Annotated in this window: 21 protein-coding genes; 1 reads left to right on the top strand and 20 read right to left on the bottom strand. The window is 45.2% G+C overall.

The genetic code is table 11. The features are described from left to right. Positions 1-225: 225 nt before the first annotated feature. From AB4027_RS05635 to AB4027_RS05560, 16 genes are all read right to left on the bottom strand, one after another. A complete protein-coding gene (locus tag AB4027_RS05635) occupies positions 226-1,635 on the bottom strand; it encodes an ISLre2 family transposase (RefSeq protein ID WP_368646348.1) in 1,410 nt (469 codons plus the stop codon). A 574-nt stretch (positions 1,636-2,209) separates the two neighbouring features. Next, positions 2,210-2,782 carry a hypothetical protein gene (locus tag AB4027_RS05630; protein WP_368646347.1) on the bottom strand — a complete coding sequence of 191 codons (573 nt, stop codon included), beginning with the start codon at positions 2,780-2,782 and terminating at the stop codon, positions 2,210-2,212. Between the two features lie 73 nt (positions 2,783-2,855). Continuing rightward, positions 2,856-3,368 carry a transcription repressor NadR gene (locus AB4027_RS05625; protein WP_368646346.1) on the bottom strand — a complete coding sequence of 171 codons (513 nt, stop codon included), beginning with the start codon at positions 3,366-3,368 and terminating at the stop codon, positions 2,856-2,858. 24 nt (positions 3,369-3,392) lie between these two features. Then, positions 3,393-5,105, bottom strand: a complete 1,713-nt coding sequence (locus AB4027_RS05620) for an ABC transporter ATP-binding protein (protein ID WP_368646345.1) — start codon at positions 5,103-5,105, stop codon at positions 3,393-3,395. Positions 5,106-5,227: 122 nt separating this feature from the next. Next, a complete protein-coding gene (gene glyS / locus AB4027_RS05615; protein ID WP_368646344.1) occupies positions 5,228-7,312 on the bottom strand; it encodes a glycine--tRNA ligase subunit beta in 2,085 nt (694 codons plus the stop codon). Then, positions 7,312-8,241 carry a glycine--tRNA ligase subunit alpha gene (gene glyQ, locus AB4027_RS05610; RefSeq protein ID WP_091487248.1) on the bottom strand — a complete coding sequence of 310 codons (930 nt, stop codon included), beginning with the start codon at positions 8,239-8,241 and terminating at the stop codon, positions 7,312-7,314. The genes glyS and glyQ overlap by 1 nt, the downstream gene beginning before the upstream one ends. Positions 8,242-8,660: 419 nt before the next feature. Continuing rightward, positions 8,661-10,070, bottom strand: a complete 1,410-nt coding sequence (locus tag AB4027_RS05605) for an ISLre2 family transposase (RefSeq protein ID WP_368646343.1) — start codon at positions 10,068-10,070, stop codon at positions 8,661-8,663. A gap of 130 nt (positions 10,071-10,200) precedes the next feature. Continuing rightward, positions 10,201-10,986, bottom strand: coding sequence for a DNA repair protein RecO (gene recO / locus AB4027_RS05600; RefSeq protein ID WP_091487246.1), 786 nt, complete (start codon positions 10,984-10,986; stop codon positions 10,201-10,203). A 29-nt stretch (positions 10,987-11,015) separates the two neighbouring features. After that, complete coding sequence (gene era, locus AB4027_RS05595) at positions 11,016-11,927, bottom strand: GTPase Era (protein WP_368646342.1); 912 nt, start codon at positions 11,925-11,927, stop codon at positions 11,016-11,018. Further along, a complete protein-coding gene (locus tag AB4027_RS05590) occupies positions 11,924-12,328 on the bottom strand; it encodes a cytidine deaminase (protein ID WP_091487243.1) in 405 nt (134 codons plus the stop codon). The genes era and AB4027_RS05590 overlap by 4 nt, the downstream gene beginning before the upstream one ends. Positions 12,329-12,356: 28 nt before the next feature. After that, on the bottom strand, positions 12,357-12,749 hold the full coding sequence (locus tag AB4027_RS05585; RefSeq protein ID WP_368646341.1) for a diacylglycerol kinase family protein: 393 nt from the start codon (positions 12,747-12,749) through the stop codon (positions 12,357-12,359). Next, complete coding sequence (gene ybeY / locus AB4027_RS05580; RefSeq protein ID WP_368646340.1) at positions 12,733-13,203, bottom strand: rRNA maturation RNase YbeY; 471 nt, start codon at positions 13,201-13,203, stop codon at positions 12,733-12,735. The genes AB4027_RS05585 and ybeY overlap by 17 nt, the downstream gene beginning before the upstream one ends. After that, the gene (locus AB4027_RS05575) at positions 13,203-14,174 is read right to left on the bottom strand and encodes a PhoH family protein (protein WP_368646339.1); all 972 of its coding nucleotides are present in this window, start codon (positions 14,172-14,174) and stop codon (positions 13,203-13,205) included. The genes ybeY and AB4027_RS05575 overlap by 1 nt, the downstream gene beginning before the upstream one ends. 206 nt (positions 14,175-14,380) lie before the next feature. Beyond that, positions 14,381-14,827, bottom strand: a complete 447-nt coding sequence (locus AB4027_RS05570) for a GatB/YqeY domain-containing protein (protein ID WP_091487236.1) — start codon at positions 14,825-14,827, stop codon at positions 14,381-14,383. Positions 14,828-14,872: 45 nt separating this feature from the next. Then, the gene (gene rpsU / locus AB4027_RS05565; protein WP_091487234.1) at positions 14,873-15,043 is read right to left on the bottom strand and encodes a 30S ribosomal protein S21; all 171 of its coding nucleotides are present in this window, start codon (positions 15,041-15,043) and stop codon (positions 14,873-14,875) included. Positions 15,044-15,252: 209 nt separating this feature from the next. Next, positions 15,253-15,681: a Fur family transcriptional regulator gene (locus AB4027_RS05560; protein WP_091487232.1), complete on the bottom strand. Its 429-nt coding sequence runs from the start codon at positions 15,679-15,681 to the stop codon at positions 15,253-15,255. A gap of 143 nt (positions 15,682-15,824) precedes the next feature. On the opposite strand from AB4027_RS05560, the gene AB4027_RS05555 reads away from it, so the two are divergent. Continuing rightward, entirely contained in the window at positions 15,825-16,637 is an 813-nt protein-coding gene (locus AB4027_RS05555; protein WP_091487230.1) for a pyruvate, water dikinase regulatory protein, read from the top strand. Between the two features lie 150 nt (positions 16,638-16,787). On the opposite strand, the gene AB4027_RS05550 is transcribed toward AB4027_RS05555, so the two are convergent. From AB4027_RS05550 to AB4027_RS05535, 4 genes are all read right to left on the bottom strand, one after another. Further along, positions 16,788-18,356 carry a Mur ligase family protein gene (locus AB4027_RS05550; RefSeq protein WP_368646338.1) on the bottom strand — a complete coding sequence of 523 codons (1,569 nt, stop codon included), beginning with the start codon at positions 18,354-18,356 and terminating at the stop codon, positions 16,788-16,790. Between the two features lie 1,101 nt (positions 18,357-19,457). After that, entirely contained in the window at positions 19,458-20,942 is a 1,485-nt protein-coding gene (locus tag AB4027_RS05545) for an MDR family MFS transporter (RefSeq protein ID WP_368646337.1), read from the bottom strand. Between the two features lie 161 nt (positions 20,943-21,103). Continuing rightward, a complete protein-coding gene (locus AB4027_RS05540; protein WP_091487841.1) occupies positions 21,104-21,499 on the bottom strand; it encodes a rhodanese-like domain-containing protein in 396 nt (131 codons plus the stop codon). A 70-nt stretch (positions 21,500-21,569) separates the two neighbouring features. Further along, positions 21,570-22,691 carry a hypothetical protein gene (locus AB4027_RS05535; protein ID WP_368646336.1) on the bottom strand — a complete coding sequence of 374 codons (1,122 nt, stop codon included), beginning with the start codon at positions 22,689-22,691 and terminating at the stop codon, positions 21,570-21,572. Position 22,692: the final 1 nt, after the last annotated feature.

Genomic DNA, 22,692 nt, shown 5'->3' with positions numbered 1-22,692 from the left:
TGGCCTGTTGCATTATAGGGGTCAAAGAATAGCATACTGACCCTATAATAATCAATCTTTAGTATACCAAAATATCTTTGTTATGTAAATCATTCGACTCGAAGGGTATGTGTAAAGTTAATCTCGGAAATTTATTCTAGAAATTTGAAACGCTGTTTTTATTTTTTCTCTTTCTCAATCGTTTTATCGCTCTTTGAGCTCCCAAAACGATTGAGAAAGAGGGTTCTAACTGAACATTTTTTGTAACTGTCCTATAGAACTTGATGAAGAGCTGTAATTAGCTATACTTCCAATTTTCACACCGATTGATGGTTTTGTCTTGCTTTTCTTCAAAGCTGCTCGTACAGCGCCTTTGAACTCCGGTCGGAGTTCCGTTAATAGTTCGGGAATCTTTTCGGTTAGCGCTCGGAGAAACGTTCCATTCTTTCGTGCAGAAATGATCGCTGCGACATTTCCAGCACCTTTAGCTGAAAACCCTCGGCCTTGCCGTTTCATGCGATAACTATAAGGGCGATGATTACTCTCACATACACCTAGTCCTCTGTTTACAGGTAAGTTTCTCATTTTTAACGGTTTAAGACTGTCCCAATTTCTATACAGGTAGGCTTTTAATCTCGTAAGTGCTTCTTTATATTCCGTAGCTTTTTCATCGTTGCCTTTGATACGACTCTCAGTCGTCGCTATAATCGCTTCAACCAGATCCAGATTGTATGTACGCACAGCTTTCCTCATTTTCTCTTCCATGTTTTTATCAAAATACATCCGTTGTTTGATTTTTTCATTGACATGATAGGCATCTCTAAAATGCTCATGACGCTGGCATTTTCCGATAATCTGATAGAATTTATCTTCATCGTAACCACTACCTCCATCACTGTTAGAGATGACAATCGTTTCCCGTAAGTCATAGATTGATTCCAACCATAGACTTGCGCGTTTAAATGCTTCTGAACTCGATATAGTGCTCTCGAACATTCTTGAATTAATTAAAACGGGCCTTTTCTGTTTTCCTTTATACTCAACACCTTCATGGAACTGAACACGGTGAATTTCAGGACGTTTCTTTTCTTTACCTTTAGCGAGCATTAAACCATCACCTTCGATAAACAGTACTGGCGTCTTAGTCTTGTTCTTTTGAGCCGTTTCGTCTTGAAGAGGGGCCGTATCCGTCCATTCTTGAATAGTTGTACCGATTTTTTGAGTCATCTTATGTATAGTCGTATGGCTCAATGAAAACGGCGTAAGCAGATCAATCGCTTCTTCGGCTTTGCGATAAGTTCCATCAGAAGCTATTTGGGCTGCTTTCATTTCGACAAGAGGAGAATGGCGTTTACGTGGCTCTAGGCCGATAGCTTGATCAAAAGGAATGACACTTTTTTCGCCTTCTTTTCGCATGCGATGTCTTGCAATCTCTACAGGACCAACGGTCATGTGAAGTGTACGCTTAGGTACACTATCAATTTCATATCCCAGCTCTTTATATTTCGGAAGCAGTTCTAAATCAATCTGTTTAAAGGCTGCGCTAAGCAATTGTTGATTCACTTGTTGTAAAAGTCTTTCCAGGGCTAATTCTCCTTCTAAAAATGTGGATGAATCCTTTATCGTTTCGATGATTTCTGTTATAATTTCATTCATAAGAAGACCTCTTTCTCTAGCGTTGTCGTTATCTCTAGATTAAGGGTCTTCTTTCTTTTTGTCTAGGTCGAGTTTTCCCTCTTCCGACATTTATTTTACACATAGACTCGAAGGTTGCAGGTGATCGGAGTGCACCATATCAAACTGATTTAACACGTGATTACTGAGTTAGTTCAGTTGAGAAATCAGATAAATCGTCTTTGAGACTACTTCCTCAGAAAATGTGTGACGAACTGGTCACTAAACATTCTTTGCGACCACTTCCTGAGAAAAAACTTGTTGAACTAGTCACTAAAACTTCTTTGAGACTACTTCTTGAACAAATGACCGATAAACTAGTCACTAAAGTCTCTTTGCGACCACTTCCTGAACGAATGACCGATAAACTAGTCACTAAAGTCTTTTTGAGACTACTTCCTAAGGAAACACTCAACGAACTGGTCACTAAGTCCTCTTTAGCACCACTTCCTAGACAAATGCGCAACGAACTTGTCGTTAAACCCTATTTAACCAACACCTCAACAAAGGAAAAAGGCTGGAAAATTTTCCAGCCTTTCCGATCAAAAATATTTTATCAAGCGGTGACTTTCCTTGCGATCTGATTCATGCGCTTACCTAAACTCTTCCAGATGATCTGGGTGATAAAGAAATCGACCATGCTGTGGACGAGTGTCCCTACCCCGACCAGCAGAAAGACGACATAGAAAAAGCCTTGGTCATAGTCGCCGCCTGAAAGGATACCGAGGAAAAACAGTGAAACGACAAAAACTTCAGCCAGAGCATGGACCAGTCCTATCCAGAAGGAAAAAATCTGACTCTTCAGTGGTGACGAGAGCACGTCTTCCTTTCTGTTCTGCAGATAAAACGCACCGATGAGCGCAAAAACCACGTGGCTCAGCGCACGGAGGGTAATGACGATCGGCAGACCGGCAAGTAAGAAGCCCGCAGCTGATCCCAGCGAGACCAGCACAGCGATTTTTGGCGAAAGGAACATGGCGAAAAAGATCGCGACATGACTCGCCAAAGTGAATGACATGGGTGGAATGACGACCCTTACCGGCATGACCATCGGAATCATGATCGCGATGGCCGTAAGCAAAGCTGTGATCGTCAGTTTTAATGTATTGGTCCTTTTGATAAAAAACATCTCCTTGTCTTATGTATATATAGGTGTCTTTACACCTATTAAGTATACGGAGGTTCAAGGAGATGTCAATAGTTTATTCGTAGAGAAAGCCTTTTTCTTTCATTTTGCCGATCAGTTTATCGCGTGTCGCTTCGTCTTTGGCCCGGATCGTATGCGTATGGATACCGTGCGTCAGTTTCGAAAGCAGGGACGTATCCGTTTCATCCAGCTTATCGAGGAACTCATCGGCTTCCAGTCGGCTGGAGATATTCAGGTCGCCCCGGATCATCCCATAAAACGGATGCTCCACGATCACATCCAGGACCTCACAGCCGGTATCCACGATCGTATAGAGTTCTTCTTTCGTTTCTTCACGGGTATGCATGCAGACCAGCTGCGTCGTTACCCCGGGAGCCGCTGCCTTTCTCATCATATACCCTTTAGGTGTAGAATAAATGTCCTGCCCGGCCGCGCGGATGAGAGCGATATCTCCGACGATGACCTGACGGCTGACATCGAACTGTTCTGCCAGTGCACGCGCGACGATCGGATCGGCACTGTTTTTTAAAAGGACAAGAATCTCTTCGCGTCTTTGTTCTGCTTCCATAGTGATCCTCCTAATCAAAATATCTTAAGAAAACTGAGCATCGTACAAGGCTTTATAAGCACCGTCATGGGCGATCAGTTCATCGTGACTTCCCTGTTCTACGATGCCTTTGTCAGCAACGACGACGATGCGGTCGGCATTTTTGATCGTCGCCAGTCTATGGGCAATGATCAGTGTCGTTCTACCTCTGGACAAGCTGTCTAAGGCTTCCTGGATCGCCTGCTCCGTTTCTGTATCCAAAGCTGAGGTCGCTTCATCTAAAATCAGTATCGGCGGGTTTTTCAAAAAGATACGGGCGATCGACAGGCGCTGCTTCTGACCGCCTGACAACTTCACTCCGCGTTCCCCGATGATCGTATCCAGTCCTCTCGGCAGCTGGTTTACGACGTCTTCTAAATTAGCCATTTTAACGGCTTCGGCGACTTCTGCTTCCGTTGCATCCAGTTTACCATACAAAATATTTTCTCTGATCGTTCCCGGGAACAGGAAGACATCCTGCTGGACCACGCCGATCTGTTCTCTTAAGGACTGCAGTTTGATCTCTTTGATCGAATAGCCGTCAATGGTGATCTGGCCGCTGTCGATGTCATAGAAACGAGGCAGCAGGTTACAGATGGTCGTCTTTCCGGCCCCGCTTGGACCCACGAAAGCGATCGTTTCACCGGCTTTTATGGATAAGTTAATATCTTCCAGTACGACCTGATTTTCTTCATAGCTGAACTGGACGTCTTTGTATTCGATATCCCCGTCAAGCTTATTGACCTCATAAGCGTATTCTGTATCCTTGACTTCAGGACTGCGCCCCATCTCTTCCAGGAGACGACGGAAACCGGCGATCCCTTTCGGATAACTTTCGATCATGTGATTCACTTTTTCGATCGGTCGCACGAATACATTCGCAAAGAGGATAAAGGCCACAAGATCCCCGTAGCCGATTTCGCCTTGTATAGTAAAGTAAGCGCCGAAGAACAGGGTGAACAGACTGATCAGTCGGATGAAAAAGTAGTTGTAGGAATGACTGACCGCCATCGTTTTATAAAACAGATATTTCGACTTCTTGTAAGCCTGGTTCAAACGATCGAAACGTCCCTGTTCGAATGCTTCATTGGAAAAAGCCTGAACGACGCGGATCCCACCGACAGAGGCTTCGATGCCGGCCGAGAAGTTTGCCAGATCATCATAGATCTGCGTATTGACCTGGGTCATGCGCTTGTTGAAAAATCCTAAAGCTACCGCTATAAAAGGCACCAGGAAGAAGGTCATTAAAGCCAGCTGGACATGCACATTCAGCATCAGGCCAAACGCCCCCAGTAGTGTAAAGATCGTAATGAACACATCTTCCGGTCCGTGATGTGCCACTTCGGCGATCTCGAACAAGTCGGATGTCAGCCGGGTAATGAGTGTCCCTGTTTCCCGGTCATCAAAATAAGAAAACGACTGCTTCTGGAGATGATCGTATAAGTCCTGACGCATGTCTGTTTCGATGTTCGTCCCCAGCTTATGCCCGTAATATGTAACCACATAATGGAGGGTCGTATTGACCATATACACCAAGAGCAGTCCTATGGATACCCAAATGATCAGAGGCCAGTCACCACTCGGCAGGATACGGTCCACGACCTGCTGGACCATGATCGGAAAGGCAAGTTCCAGCACAGCCACGATGGTCGCGGCGGAAAAGTCCAGTGTGAACAGTTTCCTGTAAGGCTGGTAATAGGAAAAGAATTTTTTTAGCATGAGATGAGGCTCCTTCATTTTATTTCCATTTAACCTTTATTATGAACCTCTCTTGACTTATGTCACGAGTCTCGGCTGTATTATAAACGAAAGAAGACAGAAAAACTGCCTTCTTTGTCTGCTTATTTGATAACGAGTGTGCTGAACTGGGCAAAGGGTCTTGCCAGTCTATCGATACGGTCCAGTAGAGCCAGACGATTGGCTTTGACTGCTTCGTCGTCTGCCATGACCATGTTTTCTTCGAAGAAAGCATCAATCAGTGGGTGAAGCAGAACGAACTGCTTCCACGTCTCACCGGCACTGATATCTTTTTCATTCAGCATCTGTATACCCGTCACCGCATCATAAAGTGCGCGCTCGGAGTCTGATTCAAACCGTTCAGCATCCACAGCTACATTCGGATCTGCTTTTTCAGCCAGATTGGCGACACGGGTCAGCGACTCGACCACCGGTTTGAACTGGTCGGTCTGCTTCTCTGCTTTCAGGACTTTAGCCTGATCGATCAAAGCCACGATGTTATCGTGTGACGCGTTCAGAACAGCTTCTCTCACATCATAGTCCTTATCCATACCGGCATATTTTGTGAGCCACACATCCAGACGGTCCTGAATGAACTGGCTGACATTTCCTTTGTTCTGTTCATATAAAGCTTTGGTTTCAATGTTCTGAACATCGTGAATGATCCCATCGATCCACTCGCTGATAGACAGCGGCAGGTCGAAGGCTTCGATCATGCGAACGATCCCCATTGCCTGTCTTCTTAAGGCGAACGGATCATTGGAACCGGTCGGGATCAATCCGATGGCGAAGAAGGACATCAGTGAATCCATCTTGTCCGCCAGTGAGATGATAGCCCCGACCTTGCTTTCAGGCAATGCCCCTTCCATGCTGTCCGGCAGGTACTGTTCAGCCAGTGCTTGAGAAACAGCGTCTGATTCCTTGCGTTCGCGGGCAAAGATTCCGGCGATCTGTCCTTGAAGTGATGTGAATTCTGTAACGGTCTGCGTGACCAGATCAAATTTACAGATGCGTGCGGCGCGTTTCACGTCTGTTTCTTTTTCCACTTTCAAATCGAAATAGGGAACAAGACTTTCAGCGATCCTTTCGATGCGTTCCTGTTTTTCGTATAGTGAACCGATTTTTTCGTGGAACGATACATGCTTCAGCTTTTCAACAAAATAGTCGATCGCGTGCTTGCTGTCTTCTTCATAGAAGAAAGCCGCATCAGCCAGTCGGGCACTCAAAACTTTTTCATTCCCTTTGCGTACAAAGTCGAGCCCTTGATCATTCCCGTTTCTCACGGCGATGAAGTACGGAAGGAACGAACCTTCTTCGCCTGCCTCACGGACAGGGAAGTAACGCTGGTGATCGGCCATAGCCGTTTCCAGTACGATCTCAGGGACTTTCAGGTAGTCTTCGTCAAAGGAACCGGAAAAGACGGTCGGATATTCCACTAAGTCAGTCACTTCATCAACTAAGGACACGTTATCAGTCGGATCCTGCCAGTTGTTTTCCTGACACAAGTCTCTGATCTGCGTGACGATAGCCTTTCTGCGTTCATCCCGGTCGACCAGGACGGATTCCTGTTTCAATGCTTCTTCATAGTCTTTTGCATGGTCCAGTGTCACTGAACTGCCTAAGAATCGGTGGCCTCTAGTTTCTCTGCCTGAAGCAACATCAAAGAGCTTCATGTCGACGACGTCTGCGTCCAAGAGAGCGACCAGCCAGTGGACCGGACGGATGAAACGGTGAGACGAATTTCCCCACTTCATCGATACCGGGAAAGTCATGGATGGCAGTCGGTCGGCGAGGGTTTTCAGAACCTCTTCTGCCGACTGGCCTTTGATTTCTTTCTCGATAAAGACATACTCTTCGCCTTTTACTTCTTTGAAGACAATATCGTCGACCGACGCTTTCTGACCTTTTGAAAAGCCGATGGCCGCTTTTGACCAGTTGCCTTCATCGTCCACGGCGATACGCTTGGCCGGTCCTTTGACTGTCTCCGTGCGGTCTTCCTGTTTTTCTTCCAGTTCACTGACACTGACGGCTAGACGTCTGGGTGTACTGTAGACATCGATCGTGCCATGTTTCAGGCCATTTTCTTTCAAGTGTGTGCTTACTATGTTTTTTAACTGACCGGCCGCCTTTGAGACGACTTTCGCCGGCATCTCTTCCAGTCCGATTTCAAGTAAAAATGTGTGTGTCATTATTTTTCCTCCTTAACGCCGTACTTTTCGACCCATTTGGCTGTCTCACTGTCTTTGATCAGCGGGAAGGAAAGTTTTGCGCGTTCTTCTAAAAAGGCTTTGGCGATCAGACGCGCCATATGACGGATGCGTTTCAGATAATCCGGACGATCCGTGGCAGACACAGCCCCTCTGGCATCCAAAAGATTAAAGGCATGGCTGCATTTCAATACATAGTCATAAGCCGGATGGACCAGGTTGTTGTCGATCTGCTTCAACGCTTCCTTTTCAAAAGATGAAAACTGGCTGAACAAAAAGGCCGTGTCGCTGTGGTCGAAAGAATACGCTGAGTGTTCATATTCAGGGTGCTTGAAGATCTCACCGTATTTCACGCCCGGTGCCCATTCGATATCATAGACACTGTTGACGTCCTGGATATAAGAAGCCAGACGTTCCAGTCCGTATGTCAGTTCGCTCGTCACGGAATCCACTTCAAGACCACCGACCTGCTGGAAGTAAGTGAACTGGGTGACTTCCATGCCGTCCAGCCAAACTTCCCAGCCCAGACCGGCACAGCCTAAAGACGGATTCTCCCAGTTATCTTCAACAAAGCGGATATCGTGTTTCAGAGGATCGATCCCCAGTGCTTTCAGACTTTCGATGTACAACTCCTGGATATTTTTTGGTGAAGGTTTCATCACGACCTGGAACTGATGATGCTGATAAAGACGGTTCGGGTTCTCACCGTAACGTCCGTCAGCTGGTCGGCGGCTCGGTTCAACGTAGGCAGCGTTCCATGGCTCAGGTCCGATGGCACGCAAAAACGTATAAGGGCTCATCGTTCCGGCCCCTTTTTCTGTGTCGTAGGCCTGCATCAGCATGCACCCTTGTTTGGACCAGAATTGCTGCAGCGTTAAAATGATATCTTGAAACGTTTTCTTTTCTTCCATTTTTCTCTCTCCTTTTAATAAAACAACAAAAAAAGACTCGTCTCTATACTGATACGCGTGTTCAGTATAGGGACGAGTCTTCTCGCGGTTCCACCCTACTTCTAGCTTCAGATTATGAAGCCAGCACTTTTAAATGGACACTCCGGATGCCTTTCAAAACAGTGATGTCCGTGGCTCCCACTCGCCCACAGTCGCTTAAACGATCCGCTGTTCCTACTCTTTCCTTCATTGTGTCTTCTGTTTTATTTACTTTTTCTTCTATAGTCTATCTTAACTGAATGACATGATTTGTCAATCTTAAACTTTCATACGTATGTGTAAAGTTATTCTCGGAAATTTATTCTAGAAATCTGAAACACTATTTATTTTTTCTCTTCGAACCATGTTTTTAGTATCTTTTAAAAGCTTAAAATCTCTCTCTAACTAAACAATTTCTGTAATTGCCCCATTGGGCTTGAAGAGGAGCCATAATTAGCTACTCTGCCAATTTTCACACCTATTGATGGTCTGGATTTACTTTTCTTCAAGGCTGCTCTTACAGCCCCTTGGAACTCCGGCTGGAGTTCCGCTAAAAGCTCAGGTGTTTTATCTGTTAAGGCTTTGAGAAACGTTCCGTTCTTACGTGCTGAAATAATCGCCGCTATATTCCCTGCACCCTTAGCTGAGAAACCGCGACCTTGTCGCTTCATGCGATAACTATATGGCCGATGGTTACTCTCGCATACGCCAATCCCTTTATTTATGGTCAGATCTCTCATTTTTAATGGTTTTAGACTAGCCCAATTTCTCTCTAGATAAGCTTTTAGTTTTGAAAGTTCTTCTTTATATTCATTGGCTTTTTCATCATTTCTTTTAATACGGCTTTCAGTTGTAGCTACAATCGTTTCAACCAGATTAAAGTCGTATGTACGCACTGCGTGCCTCATTTTCTTTTCCATTATTTTATCGAAATACATACGCTTTTTGATCTTTTCGTTCACATGATAAGCATCTCTGAAATGTTCATGTCGTTGACATTTTCCAATAATCTGATGAAATTTGTCTTTATCGTAACCACTTCCTCCATCGCTATTTGAAATAACAATCGTTTGACGGATATCATAAATATTTTCTAGCCATAGACTTGCACGTCTAAAAGCTTCTTTACTTGATACAGTACTCTCAAACATTTTTGAATTAATTAAGACAGGTCTTTTTTGTTTCCCTTTATACTCGACACCTTCATGAAATTGCACGCGATGAATCTCAGGGCGTTTTTTCTCTTTCCCTTTAGTAAGCATTAAACCGTCACCTTCGATAAATAAAACAGGTATTCTTTTCTTCTCCTTTAGAGGCCTCTCATCCTGAAGTGGGGCTGTTTCTGTCCATTCCTGAATCGTTTCTCCAACTTTTTGGGTAATGGTATGGATAGTTGTATGACTCAGTGAAAATGATGTAAGGAGATTAATAGCTTCTTCTGCTTTACGATAGGTCCCATCTGAGGCTATCTTTGCAGCTTTCATCTCGACAAGAGGAGACTGACGAATTCTTGGTTTTAAGCCGACGGCTTTATCAAATGGAATCACACTTTTTTCACCTTTTTTGCGCATACGGTGGCGTGCAAATTCAAGAGTTCCGAATGTGAATTGAAGCGTACGGTTGGGCACACTGTCAATCTCATATCCTTGTTCTTTATAATCATGAAGTAGTTCTAGATCAATTTGTTTAAAAGCAGTACTAAGCAATTCTTGAATGATACGCTGAAAAACCGTTTCTAAAGCTAATTCAGTTTCTAAAAGGGTAGAAGAACCCTTTATAGTGTTGATGATTTCTGATATAATTTCATTCATAAGAAGACCTCTTTCTCTAGCGTTGTCGTTATCTCTAGATTAAGGGTCTTCTTTCTTTTTGTCTAGGTCGACCTTTTTCACTTCCGACATTAATTTTACACATAGCTTTCATACCAGCTGAGTCGCCTTATCAGTCCGTTGCATCTTCCTGCGGCTTCATCAGATTTTCCCATTCTTTCATGCTGTCGATGAACTTCCGGCTCTTGAGCCGAATGCCGACCAGTTCGTCATAAAGCTGATCGATCACAGCCCGGATCTCTTTCTTCGTCTCGTCTTTGACTGAGATGGAATTGATCTTGTCAAAGGAGATCACAGAAAACAGCCGGATAAAGTGGATCGCCTTGGGACTGGCATGATAACGCCGTTCGTCTTCGTAGTAATGTTTCGGGCACAGCAGCCCATGATGCAGGCTTGAATAGTCGAAAGCCCCTTCTGTCACGCCGCAGATCACACAGCCGCGCAGTTCAGGCATGACCCCGAAGTATCTCAGAAAACGCATTTCAAAGATATTCATGATCACTTCAGCATCCAGACCTTCATCTATCGCCTCCAGCCCCAAAACGAGCTGGGCGAATAATCCCGGATCCATCTGTCTGTCTTCCAGAGCCGCATCAGCCAGCTGCAGGACATAGGTACCGTAGGCGTTCTTGAAGATGTCCTGCTGAATGGCAGAAAAAGGTGACACGAGTTTGGAATCCCGGAGGAAACTCAAACCCGTGTCTCGGATATCAGCGATATATGTCGCCTGAGTAAACGGCTGGATGGCCGGCTTCAGTTTATTGTTCGGGTTTTTCGTTCCGCGGACAAAAAACATCAGCTTTCCGTATTCCCGTGTAAACAGCTTGACCAGAAAGTCCCGCTCGCGGTGCTTTCTGACTGATAAAACGATGCCATGCACTTCTTCTAGCTGAGACACTCAGTCACCTTCTCACTTTCCCGTTAACCTTAATATTCTTCTTTATTGTAGCCGAAATCTTTCAGATTGGTCTGCTTGTCGCGCCAGTCGCTCTGTACTTTGACGAACAGTTCCAGATAGATCTTGTCTCCTAAAAGTTTTTCGATATCCCGGCGGGCATTGATGCCGATATCTTTGATCATTTTGCCTTGCTTACCGATAATGATCCCTTTTTGCGATTTACGCTCCACATTGATCACGGCTCTGACTTCCACTTTATCATCGGCATTGCGCTGCATGCTCTCGATGACCACAGCGATCGAATGGGGCACTTCTTCACGGGTACGTTCCAGTACTTTCTCACGGATCAGTTCAGACACGATAAAATACTCGGGGTGATCTGTCACCTGGTCTTCTGGATAGAACTGCGGGCCTTCAGGGAGATATTTGCGGATCGTATCCACTAAATGGTCGACATTGTTGCCTTCCATGGCTGAGATCGGCACGATTTCTGCAAATTCCATCTGTTTGTTGTAGTCTTCGATGATCGGAAGCAGTTCATCCGGGTGGACCTGATCGATTTTGTTCAGGACAAGAAACACCGGACTCTCCACATACTTCAGTTTATCAATGATGTAGTTATCACCGGCGCCGCGTTTTTCGGCCACATTGACCAGAAACAGAACAACATCCACTTCGTTGAATGTGCTGAGCGCTGTTTCGACCATGAAGTCGCCCAGACGATGTTTCGGTTTATGGATCCCCGGGGTATCGATAAAGACGATCTGTTCATCATCTGTCGTGTAAATACCCTGGATCTTATTGCGGGTCGTCTGTGCCTTGTCGCTCATAATGGCAATCTTCTGTCCGACAAGTCGGTTGAGCAAGGTCGATTTCCCTACATTGGGCCGGCCGACGATGGAGACGAATCCTGACTTATAAGCTGTTGTTTCTCTACTCAAACCATATCCTCCGCCTGAAAGGCGCCCGGCAGTAATTCTGCTACGGTCGTTTCTTTGATTTTGCCATCTTCGTTGGTCAGTAAAACTTTCATATCCGGTTCGAAGAATTCGACCATGACCTGGCGGCAGGCGCCACATGGAGAGATCGGTTCGTCCGTTCCACCTGTGATGACGAAATAATCAAAGTCCTTTTCACCTTCTGAAACAGCTTTGAAAATCGCTGTACGCTCTGCACAGTTCGATAAGCTGTATGATGCATTTTCAATATTACAGCCGGTATAGGTCTTGCCTTCCTTTGTCAGCAGAGCAGCTCCAACTGGAAAATGTGAATAAGGGACATAGGCTCGTTTCAGCATGCCGTCAGCTTGTTGCACTAAATCTTTTTTCTTTTGTTCATCCATTTATATCGCCTCTTTTTAGTAGTATTTTTTATATAAAAATTTGCAGTAACTTAGGTAATAGAATAATAACGCCGATCAGAGCGGCAAAGCTGGCCGTGACCAAAACGACAGCTGCTGCCATATCTTTAACTTTTTTGGCTATCGGATGGTATTCTTCCGTAACCAGATCGACCACGTTCTCAATGACTGTATTGATCAGTTCCATGACGAAAACGAGGTAGCTGACAAGGATCAGCCAGAGCCATTCATCGCGTGACAAATCAAGGAACAAAGACACGACCAGGACAATGACACCAGTCAGCACATGGGTACGCATATTGCGCTCTTCACGAAAGGCGGTCTTTACGCCCCAATACGCATAGCGGAAAGAGTCTCGATATCTTCTGTTTTTATATACCTCTTTCCTATCTTTTGAGTCCATACTCTCTTAAAATCTCCTCTTGTAGTGAAAACATCTCTTTCTCGTCCGCTTCAGTCATATGATCGTATCCATTAAGGTGCAGGAAGCCGTGAACGAGCAGAAAACCCAGTTCTCTATCCACGGAATGTCCATATTCTTCAGCTTGTTCGACGGCTTTATCGTAGGAAAGAAAAATGTCTCCCAAGTCTCTGGGTATGTCGCCTTCTTCGTTATCAAGCATCATGAAAATGTCTTCGTCATCTTCCAGAGCGAAACTGATGACATCCGTTACAGCATCTTTGCCCCGGTATTCTCGGTTGATGTCTCTTATCTTCTGATCATCGACCACGGTGATCGAAATTTCTGCATTCTCAGGAATGGCAAGTTTAGCTGCAGCAAACTGCAGCAGGTCCTCCATCCAGGTCATCTTTTTATCTGTAATATGGGTTGTTTCATCGTATATTACTATATCCATTAGTCTTCCCTGTCCGTTTCATTTACATACGCATTGATCACTTTAGCTACAAGCGGATGTCTGACCACATCTTCTGCTTCAAAGTGAACATGTGCGATACCATTGACATTGCTCAGTACACGTTCTGCATGGATCAGTCCGCTGCTCACCCGTTTAGGCAGGTCGATCTGGGTGATATCCCCGTTGATGACCATTTTAGAACCGAATCCCAGACGCGTTAAAAACATCTTCATCTGCTGGGTCGTGGTGTTCTGTGCTTCATCAAGAATGATAAAAGCATCGTCCAGTGTTCGTCCACGCATGTAGGCTAAAGGTGCGATCTCGATGGTCTCCCGCTCGATCAGCCGATTGGTATGTTCGGTTCCGAAAATCGTGTACAAAGCATCGTACAAAGGACGCAGATAGGGATCCACCTTTTCTTTCAAGTCCCCAGGCAGGAAGCCCAGATTCTCGCCGGCTTCGACGGCAGGCCGGGTCAAAATGATGCGTTTCACATCGCCTCTGCGCATCGCCGCGACCGCCATGGCCACAGCCACGAAGGTTTTACCCGTTCCGGCAGGGCCGATACCGAAGACGATATCATGATTTTTGATGGCCTCGATATAATCACGCTGACCGACATTGCGGGCACGCAGGATCTTCCCGTCTTTATCCCGTGTGATTTCTTCTTCGTACATGCGGACGAATTTGCCAAGTTTGTTCTGCTTCGCCATTCTGATCGCAGACACGATATCCGCTTTTTTTATTGTGATGCCTTTCTCTTCCAGGACTAACAGCTGCTGGAAAAGAGAGTCGATCAGATCGATGGTTTCACTGTCACCTTCGATCTCAAGATTGGTCCCGCGGCTGTTGATGACCACGTCCATTTCTTCTTCGATCAAGTTTAAATAACTGTTTTGAGGACCAAATAGCGCAAAAACGCGCTGCGAATCTTCTAAGTGAATCTGTCGCTTCTCATTTGATTCAGTCAAGCAGTTAACATCTCCTTCTTTGATAAGACTGACGCTATCATCAGCACTCATTCGATAGTCGTTTAAGTATATAAATAATAGCATAAATAGCTAAAAAACTCTATAAAGTTGCAGAAAATCACATGTTTACCTTCGTCGGACTCACCAGTCCATAAAAAGAACGCTGTTTAGAAAGTTCTAAACAGCGTTCTTTTATGATCAAAGGTTTATTTATTAAGTTCTTCTTTTACGATCGAGCTTACTAATGATCCATCAGCTTTGCCTTTTACTTTCGGCATCAACGCACCCATCACTTTACCCATGTCCTGCATGGATGACGCCTGCGTTTGAGCGATCGTTTCCTGAACAATGGTACGAACCTCATCTTCACTGAGTTGTTCCGGAAGATAATTATCGACAACGGAGAGCTCTTTTTCCAGTTTAAGGACCAGATCGTCACGACCGGCGGCCTTAAATTCATTCAAAGACTCCAGACGCTGTTTCTTCTCACGAGCAAGGATCGTTAATTCTTCTTCCTCGGAAAGTTCCTCACCTTTGTTGATTTGTTCAGTTTGAAGCGCAGATTTCAGCATACGAACAGTTGATAAGGTTTCTTTATCTTTCTGCTTCATAGCCGTTTTCATATCCTGATTCAGTTGATCAAGTTTACTCATCTCGTCCACCTTCTATCATGTCGAAACACATCGTAAAGCGAGAAATTACTTGCGTTTACGTGCTTCGATAGATTTCTTTTTACGTTTAACACTTGGTTTATCGTAGTACTCGCGTTTACGGGCTTCTTTCATAGTGCCGGATTTAGAAACGGAACGTTTAAAACGACGTAGAGCATCCTCAAGATCTTCACCTTTTTTGAGTTCTGTTTTAGTCAACGTTCTTCCCCTCCCCTCGTACATTCAGGGAGTTCCATTTTGCAAGAAATAAAATAGTCACAATTGGTCTTCCCTATCACTAAATGATGTAATTGCAGGGTATACGTAAAGTATAATACAATTCACTGTTTATTATATACAATAAAAGAGAGAGCGTCAACCTCATCATCAAATAAATCCTGACAAAATTATAAACACTCTCTCTTTTTTTAATTAGTCGACTGCAGCTGCAGGCAATTACTGCATTTTCCAAAAAGTTCAAACCGGTGTGAATCGACTTCATACCCGGGCAGCTGATCCTGAAACAGATCAAGCGGACAGTCCAGTTCTTTCGTCTTGCCGCAGACTGTACAGATAAAGTGATGATGATGCCCATGCACATCACAGGTGGCCCGGAAAAGTTTTTCTCCATTCAATTCGGTTTCTTCCACTACCTTCAATTCGACAAATGTATGCAGATTTCTGTAAATCGTATCAGGACTGATGCCCGGAAACATTTTTTTTAGCTTGTCCTGGACTTCTTTGGCGGACATATATTTATTAGAGTTATAGAGTAATTCGAGGATCCGCTGTCTTTTACCAGTCGTCTTGTACCCATTGCGCTTCAGCGTTTTAACAGCTTGTTCAAAAGCAGACACACTATCGCTTCCCTTATATAGTTTGTTATTCTTAAACTAGTATATCGCAAAAGTTGAAAAATTCAAGTTTCAAATTTGTTCTCATTCTAAACGACTTCCTATATACTAAAGGTATCACTTAATTTGAGAAAGGAGATTTCATTATGTCTCAACATTCATCTTTAACCATCATGGTCCTGTCGGATTCGGTCGGAGGGACAGCAAGTAATGTCGTGCATGCCGCTCTGGCTCAGTTTCCGGATGTCGACTATGAATTGAAGAATTTTCCCTTTATCCGGGAAGAAGATCAGCTGACCGTTGTCCTTGAGAAAGCGAAACGATTCAATGCTGTCGTCCTTCATACCTTTGTCGATCCGATCCTTGTCGAGACGATCGAGACCTTCTGTACCGAACATGATATCAAATGCATCGACGTCCTCAATCCACTACTGAGTGAAGTCACCGCCCGGACGAATACGATGCCCCAGCATAAACCGGGGGCCAAGCATAAACTGGACGATAAATATTTCAACCGGATCAGTGCCCTGGAGTTTGCCGTCCAGTATGATGACGGGAAAGATCCGCGTGGCTTCCTGGAAGCAGACATCGTTATTTTAGGCATTTCCCGCACATCCAAGACTCCTTTAAGCATCTATATGGCCAATCAGGGGTATAAAGTCGCAAACCTACCGCTGATGCCTGAATCACGCCTGCCTGATGAAATCTGGTCAGTGGACCCAAATCGAATGGTCGGCTTGACGAACGAGGAAGAAATGCTGTCGAATATCAGGCGCGAACGCATGATATCTTACGGCATGGATCCTGAAACGCCTTATTCCAGTAAAGAACGTATCCGCAAGGAGATCAAATACGCTGAAGAACTGTATAAAAAATTGAACTGCCAGATCATCAACGTATCCAGCAAGTCCATCGAAGAAACATCTGCCATTATTATTGATTCATTGAATAATCATTAAACGGCTTTTCTTATACGAATAGATGCGCCCAGGTCCTGCTCCTGTTCTGACCTGAACAGAGAGCGGGATCTGGGCGCATTTCAGCTTATTGAACATGTTTGATCAAACGCGTTTAATATCCTTTCTAAAAGCAAATGAACCAGAGATCAGTCAGGATACATCTGGTTTTTGAGTCGTCTCCATGCCGATCATTTTTTTAGTCATGATCGCATCGACCGCTACCCTGTCTGTTCCAGGTCTCTTTTTCAGCAGCTCCATGATGATCCGTGCGCCGTGATCCATTCCGTGTGCTCCTGTGATCAGCAGGATATCGCCCGGTTCGACCTGTGTGAGGCTGGCTGCGAGCGCATCATGCAGTTCTTCATGAAAATCTACTGCGATGCCTCTGGATTCCATGACATCCGTGAACGCCGCTGTTTCTTCTTTTTTAACCGTGTCCAGTTCCCCGACAAGTGAGCGACTGGCTGTCAGGGTCACGTTTTTGATATTCAAAGAAGGAAACCAGTCGGCCATTTTAGCTGCATTTTCCCGATTGACTTCAGCCCCTCTACTCCCGCGGACCGCATGCACAAAATGGATCGCCTTGTAATTCAAGTTTTTCAGCGCTTTTAAACTCGCCTCGATGTTGTCTTCGTTCAGGAGCAGATCGTCAATGACGGTAAATTCTTTATCGTAAAGGATCTGAAAGCGCCGTTCGACCCCTATAAAGCCTTCTATCCCCGATTTGACTATGTTTAACGGGATATCATTCACCAGTCCTGTGATGATGGCGGTCAGCGCATTATAGATAGAATAAAGTCCCGGCACCGCTAGATCGATCCGAAAAGGCTCTAAATTTATCGGTCTGCCGGTCAAACTTTTTACAGGCTTTTTCTGCGTGACAGTAAACGAATGGATCCCGTCTGACATATCGATATCAGAAACGTGGAAGTGTCCCGAGTCATTCTTTATGCCGAAAGAGATCACCTGTGCTTCCGTTTCATCTTTCAGCTTTTCTAAAAGCGATTCGTCGATATTCAGTAATGCCGCACTCGATTTTGGCGCCTGACGAATAAACGAGGCTTTGGCATTGTAATAAGCCTCAAAAGACCCATGCAGTTCGATATGATCACGGTGGATATTTGTAAAGGCGGCTACATCGAAGGCCAAATTCTCCGTGCGCTTCAGATCTAAAGCAGACGAAGAGACTTCCATTGAGACATGCGAGACGCCTTTATCCTCCATCTTTTTCAAGTACCGCTGCAGATCCAGAGATTCCGGGGTCGTCAGTACGGCTGGCACCGTGACGTCACTGAACTTGACCAGGATCGTTCCGATGAGTCCGGTCGCCAGATCATTGGCTCTGAATACAGCATCGGTCATATATGTAATCGTCGTTTTTCCGTTCGTTCCGGTCACGCCGAATATGCGCATGTTTTGGGAAGGTCGGCCATAAAAACAGTCCGACACCAACGCCAGCGCTCTGCGCCCGTCAGCGACTAGAAACTGCGGGACCGTGATATCAGGGAGGAAGCGTTCGACGATCAGAGCTGCCGCTCCATTTTTAACTGCCGCTTCAGCATAGTTATGGCCATCTGTTTTGAAACCGCGGATACACACGAACAGTGTCCCCGGTTTGACCTTACTCGAATGATAGGCCAGATTTTTGATTTCTATATCGTGCTTACTGTTCTTTTCAGACACAGTATCGATCGACTGAAGCAGTACTGATAAGTTCATGGTATAGGTCCTCCATTTTTGATTGTGTATAGCTTTAAGACGTGAGACGTTTTCGCTACTGATCACTTCTGCGCTATCAGGGATGTAAAAAGAAGCTGCAGATGTTTTAATCCGCACTGTTAAAGCATCCTTTGTATCCTTGTCATTCTAAAGTACCTTTTTAGTATATGGCAAACCATTGATCGAAGTAAATCATTTAGCTTGATAACAGTAACCGGCACGTTTTTTTTCACAGGTATTAGACTATCAGCTAAACCCTCCGAGCATCTATAATCGGCCATTCATTTTATTATGTATCGGTTTATAAGATCTGTTATCTCTAAAGTGTTCACTCAGGGTCAAACTCGTCTGCAGTACGACATTTTAGAGAAGTAGATGTTCACTCATATTCAAGCTGGCTGGCGAGCGCGACATTCGGGAGACAGAAATGTTCACTGAGCGTCTCATCATCCCGTCAGTGAACACTTTCACGGGCATACTGTTCACTCATCTCCGCCTCAGTGGGCGAGCGCGACATTTGGGTCACAAAAATGTTCACTGAGCGTCTCATCATCCCGTCAGTGAACACTTTCACGGGCAATACTGTTCACTCATCTCCGCCTCAGCTTGCGAGTGCGACATGCGGACCACAAAAATGCTTACTGAGCGTCTCATCATCCCGTCAGTGAACACTTTCACGGGCAATACTGTTCACTCATCTCCGCCTCAGTTTGCGAGTGCGACATGCGGACCACAAAAATGCTTACTGAGCGTCTCATCATCCCGTCAGTGAACTCTTTCACGGGCAATACTGTTCACTCATCTCCGCCTCAGCTTGCGAGTGCGACATGCGGACCACAAAAATGCTTACTGAGCGTCTCATGGCCTCCTGAGTGAACACTTTCTTGAACAATGCTGTTCACTCATTCCTTTCCTCCATGATGAACGGTAACTTATTGGACGAACGTGAAAAGGCACTAAGGTCAATGCTGTTGAAAAAGGCACACCTTTTTCTTCCCCTTTCAAGGTCTGGATAAAGGAAGCTTTAGCGCGCTAAAGCTTTTCATCATAAAAAGCCATGCGACGTCTATCGGTTAAACGAAAGAGCAGCATGGCTTCTTTTTAAGTGTCTTGTAGAAGGTCCTTAACAGGGGCATCTCTCAAGAAGAAGGTCAGGATAAAGGTGATGAAAGCCAGAATCGCAACAAGTGCAAAACCGCCTTTGATCCCTTCTATCGTGACGTCCGGTTCTCCTCCAGCTTCAAGCGCGGGAGAATGGACCAGTGATGAGACAATGGACATGGAGGCAAAGACTACAGTGATGGCGAAACTCGAACCGATCTGTCTGACGGTCTGTCTGGCAGGTGTCGCATGACTCATTTCTTCATCCGGCAGGGCATTCATCCCGGCTGTGGTGATCGGTATGTTGAAAATACCGAAGCCAAAAGACAAGAGGAGATAGACAGCGACTACATACCACATCGGTGTGGCTGCCGTCACAAAGACCATCAAAACTGTCCCGGCGAACATGATCCCTCCACCGACCGGCCCGATCAGCCTTACCCCGTACTTATCGAACAGCTTGCCTGTGACCGGTGCGATAAATGCTTTCAGCAGTCCCCCCGGCAGGATGACCAAGCCGGATAAGGTGGCTGAACGTCCTAAGACACTCTGGATATACATCGGCATAACGTTCGTTAAACCAGTGATCACCATCAGCCCCAGCATCGCAATAATGACAGCCAGTCTGAAGGTCCTGTTCTTGAACAGTGAGACGTTCAGCATGGGGTCGTCACTGTGCAGGTTCCTTCTGATAAAGAGTGTCACAAAAATCAGCCCGATAAGGATGCCGACCCAGGCAGTCAGCGACCGGAATCCTTCAGATCCCATAACCGACAAGCCAAAGAGCAGCAGACCAAAACCAATAAGGGAATGTCTGATGGACACCCAGTCCAGTTTCGGGTCACTCATAGGTAAAACGTCAGTCAAAGTCAACTGCGCTAAGGGAATGACGAGGATGGAACCGATAAATGCAAAGAGAAAAATGTACTCCCAGGATAGATTATCCACGATATATCCGCCGAGCGCCGGGCCAAGGGTGCCGCCAAACCCTAAAACCACACCCATCAATCCGAGCGCACTCCCCCGTTTCTCAATTGGAGATACAGTCAGGATAATGGTCTGCATCAGAGGAATGATCATACCGGCAGCGATCCCCTGCAGCAAAGTACCGAATAACACCACATAAAAATCGATGCCCGATGCCGCCACGATTGATCCTGCTCCGAATATCAACATCATCAGGATAAAAAGGTTGCGGGACCGGAATTTATTCATGGCAAAAGCAGTGATGGGTACCATGATCCCTTTAACTAACGTATAGCCCGATATGGTCCACTGTCCGATGGAAGGGGACACGCCCAGATCGATGATCATTCTCGGCAAAGCCGTTTTGATGGCATTCTGATTCATGATCACGACCAGCGAGCCCAAAAACAGTGCCGTATAGACCCAGGAAATGGGGACATCATTTCTGTCCCTCCGGTCAAGTTGTCTAGTGAGAACATCGATCCCTGCTCTCCCCAGTTTTGTTCGTTTAATGTTCACGTGTCTACTCCTTTGAATGATTTTATGATGGTCAAGACATGGATGGATTATGTATGAAGCATCTAATAAAAAAAGGAAATCTGGACGATTTCCTTTTCTGTCATATTAAATTATGTTAAAAATGGACGCATTAATCAAGTCATATGTTCGCAGCCGTCTATTTATTTCTTGCGTTTGATCTTGCCATCCCAGCCGGAATAACCTTCCTCCAGGACATAAAGATCGGTATAGCCTTTCTTCTGCAGCAGCATAGCCGCACGATAGCTTATTGTTTTCTTGTTATCGTATAAGTAAATAGGCTGATCTTTACGCAGCTCGCCGGCACGCTGTTTCAGCTGTGAATACGGGATATTTCTGGCCCCGAGGATATGTCCGGCGTTGAAATCATCTTTTTCTCTCACGTCGACGATCTGAGCCCGGCGCATGTCTTCTCTAAATGCATCATTATCCAAGGGTGTTGCAGCTTTCTTTCTCTTGAAGTACTGATAGATCTCCCATGCGGCGTACCCAATGATCAAAATCCATAAAATAATTGTAACGATTGTCCAGTTATCCAAAAGCAAACTTCCTCTCTAATCTATTCATCTAACAGTTTACAGTACTCTACTGCAATTTTCTAGTCTAATTTTAGTTTAAAATCTCAATAAGTTCGATCAGCTCTGGATTAGAAAGGTCGATGATATTCTCCAGCCGCCAGCCATATAACAGATACTCTTCTGTCGGACTTAGTGCGATGGGTGCATTTTCAGGGAGATCCATGATTTCTATGACAGCTTCGTCTTCAAAATGCAGATGGGCCAAACGATACTCCCCCAGCTCTTCTTCCAGTGAAAAAGAGTGATCAGGGATCACACCATATATTTTTCCGTTCCGTGTAGACTGAGTCATATGTGGTTTGACCGGCGACTCATTCATCGTGACTTTAGGGATGCGAATGACTTTATCCCCCACCAAAAAAGGATATTCATGAAAGAGCAGGACTTCATTATCTGAAATATCGGATTCGACGACCCCGACAAAGGTATCCTGATTCAGGAAAAAGTCAGTGATGTCCCGGTTGATCATCATATCTTCTTTATTTTCCCGTATATCTCCAATGAAAAGTGCATTCGTGTGCAGTTCGTCGATATACACGTAGACGTTTTCCGAATACCACTGGGGTGATAAGGACGGAATATCTCTCACTGAGAACGTATTTTTATCGATGGTCCAGATGTACACCAGGATCGTTTCCGCCTCAAGTTCGTGATCGAAATGGTAATGTGAAACGAAAACCGTGTTATCGTTTGTAGGATTCCAGTGAATATTCACATAGCTGGTGTATCCGAACGTTGTCGACTGAATCATTGTGCCGTCTAGTGTGATCACTTTGAAGGCAGACTGCCCGTTCTTTATTTCCTGCAGCAGGATCTTGTCACGGGACTGATTGATCTCCGTTGTCAAAATAGACGACTCATTGCTGTAGACCTCTTCCATTTCTCCTGAGAATATATTGAATGTCATGAGTTTATGATCGTCCGCACTGCCCAGATGAACGAGCAGCGTCTCGTCATCCAACCAGCCAATGACTTTCTGAAAGGTGCGGTAATCGATATCTAACCTGGCCAGAGAGAGTTCCTCGCTGTCAGTCGGCTGACTTTCTCCCTCTCCTGCCCCATCCGGATTCTTTGATGTACAGGCAAATAAAAAAAGGCAACAACACATCAAAAGAAGAGTCACACGAATATAGTGAGTTCTTTTTTCGATCAAT

It is taken from the genome of Alkalibacterium putridalgicola, assembly GCF_040959045.1.
Classification (GTDB): domain Bacteria; phylum Bacillota; class Bacilli; order Lactobacillales; family Carnobacteriaceae_A; genus Alkalibacterium; species Alkalibacterium putridalgicola.
The sequence above is the reverse complement of the archived record's forward strand: the minus strand, read 5'-3'. Positions and strand labels throughout refer to the sequence as shown.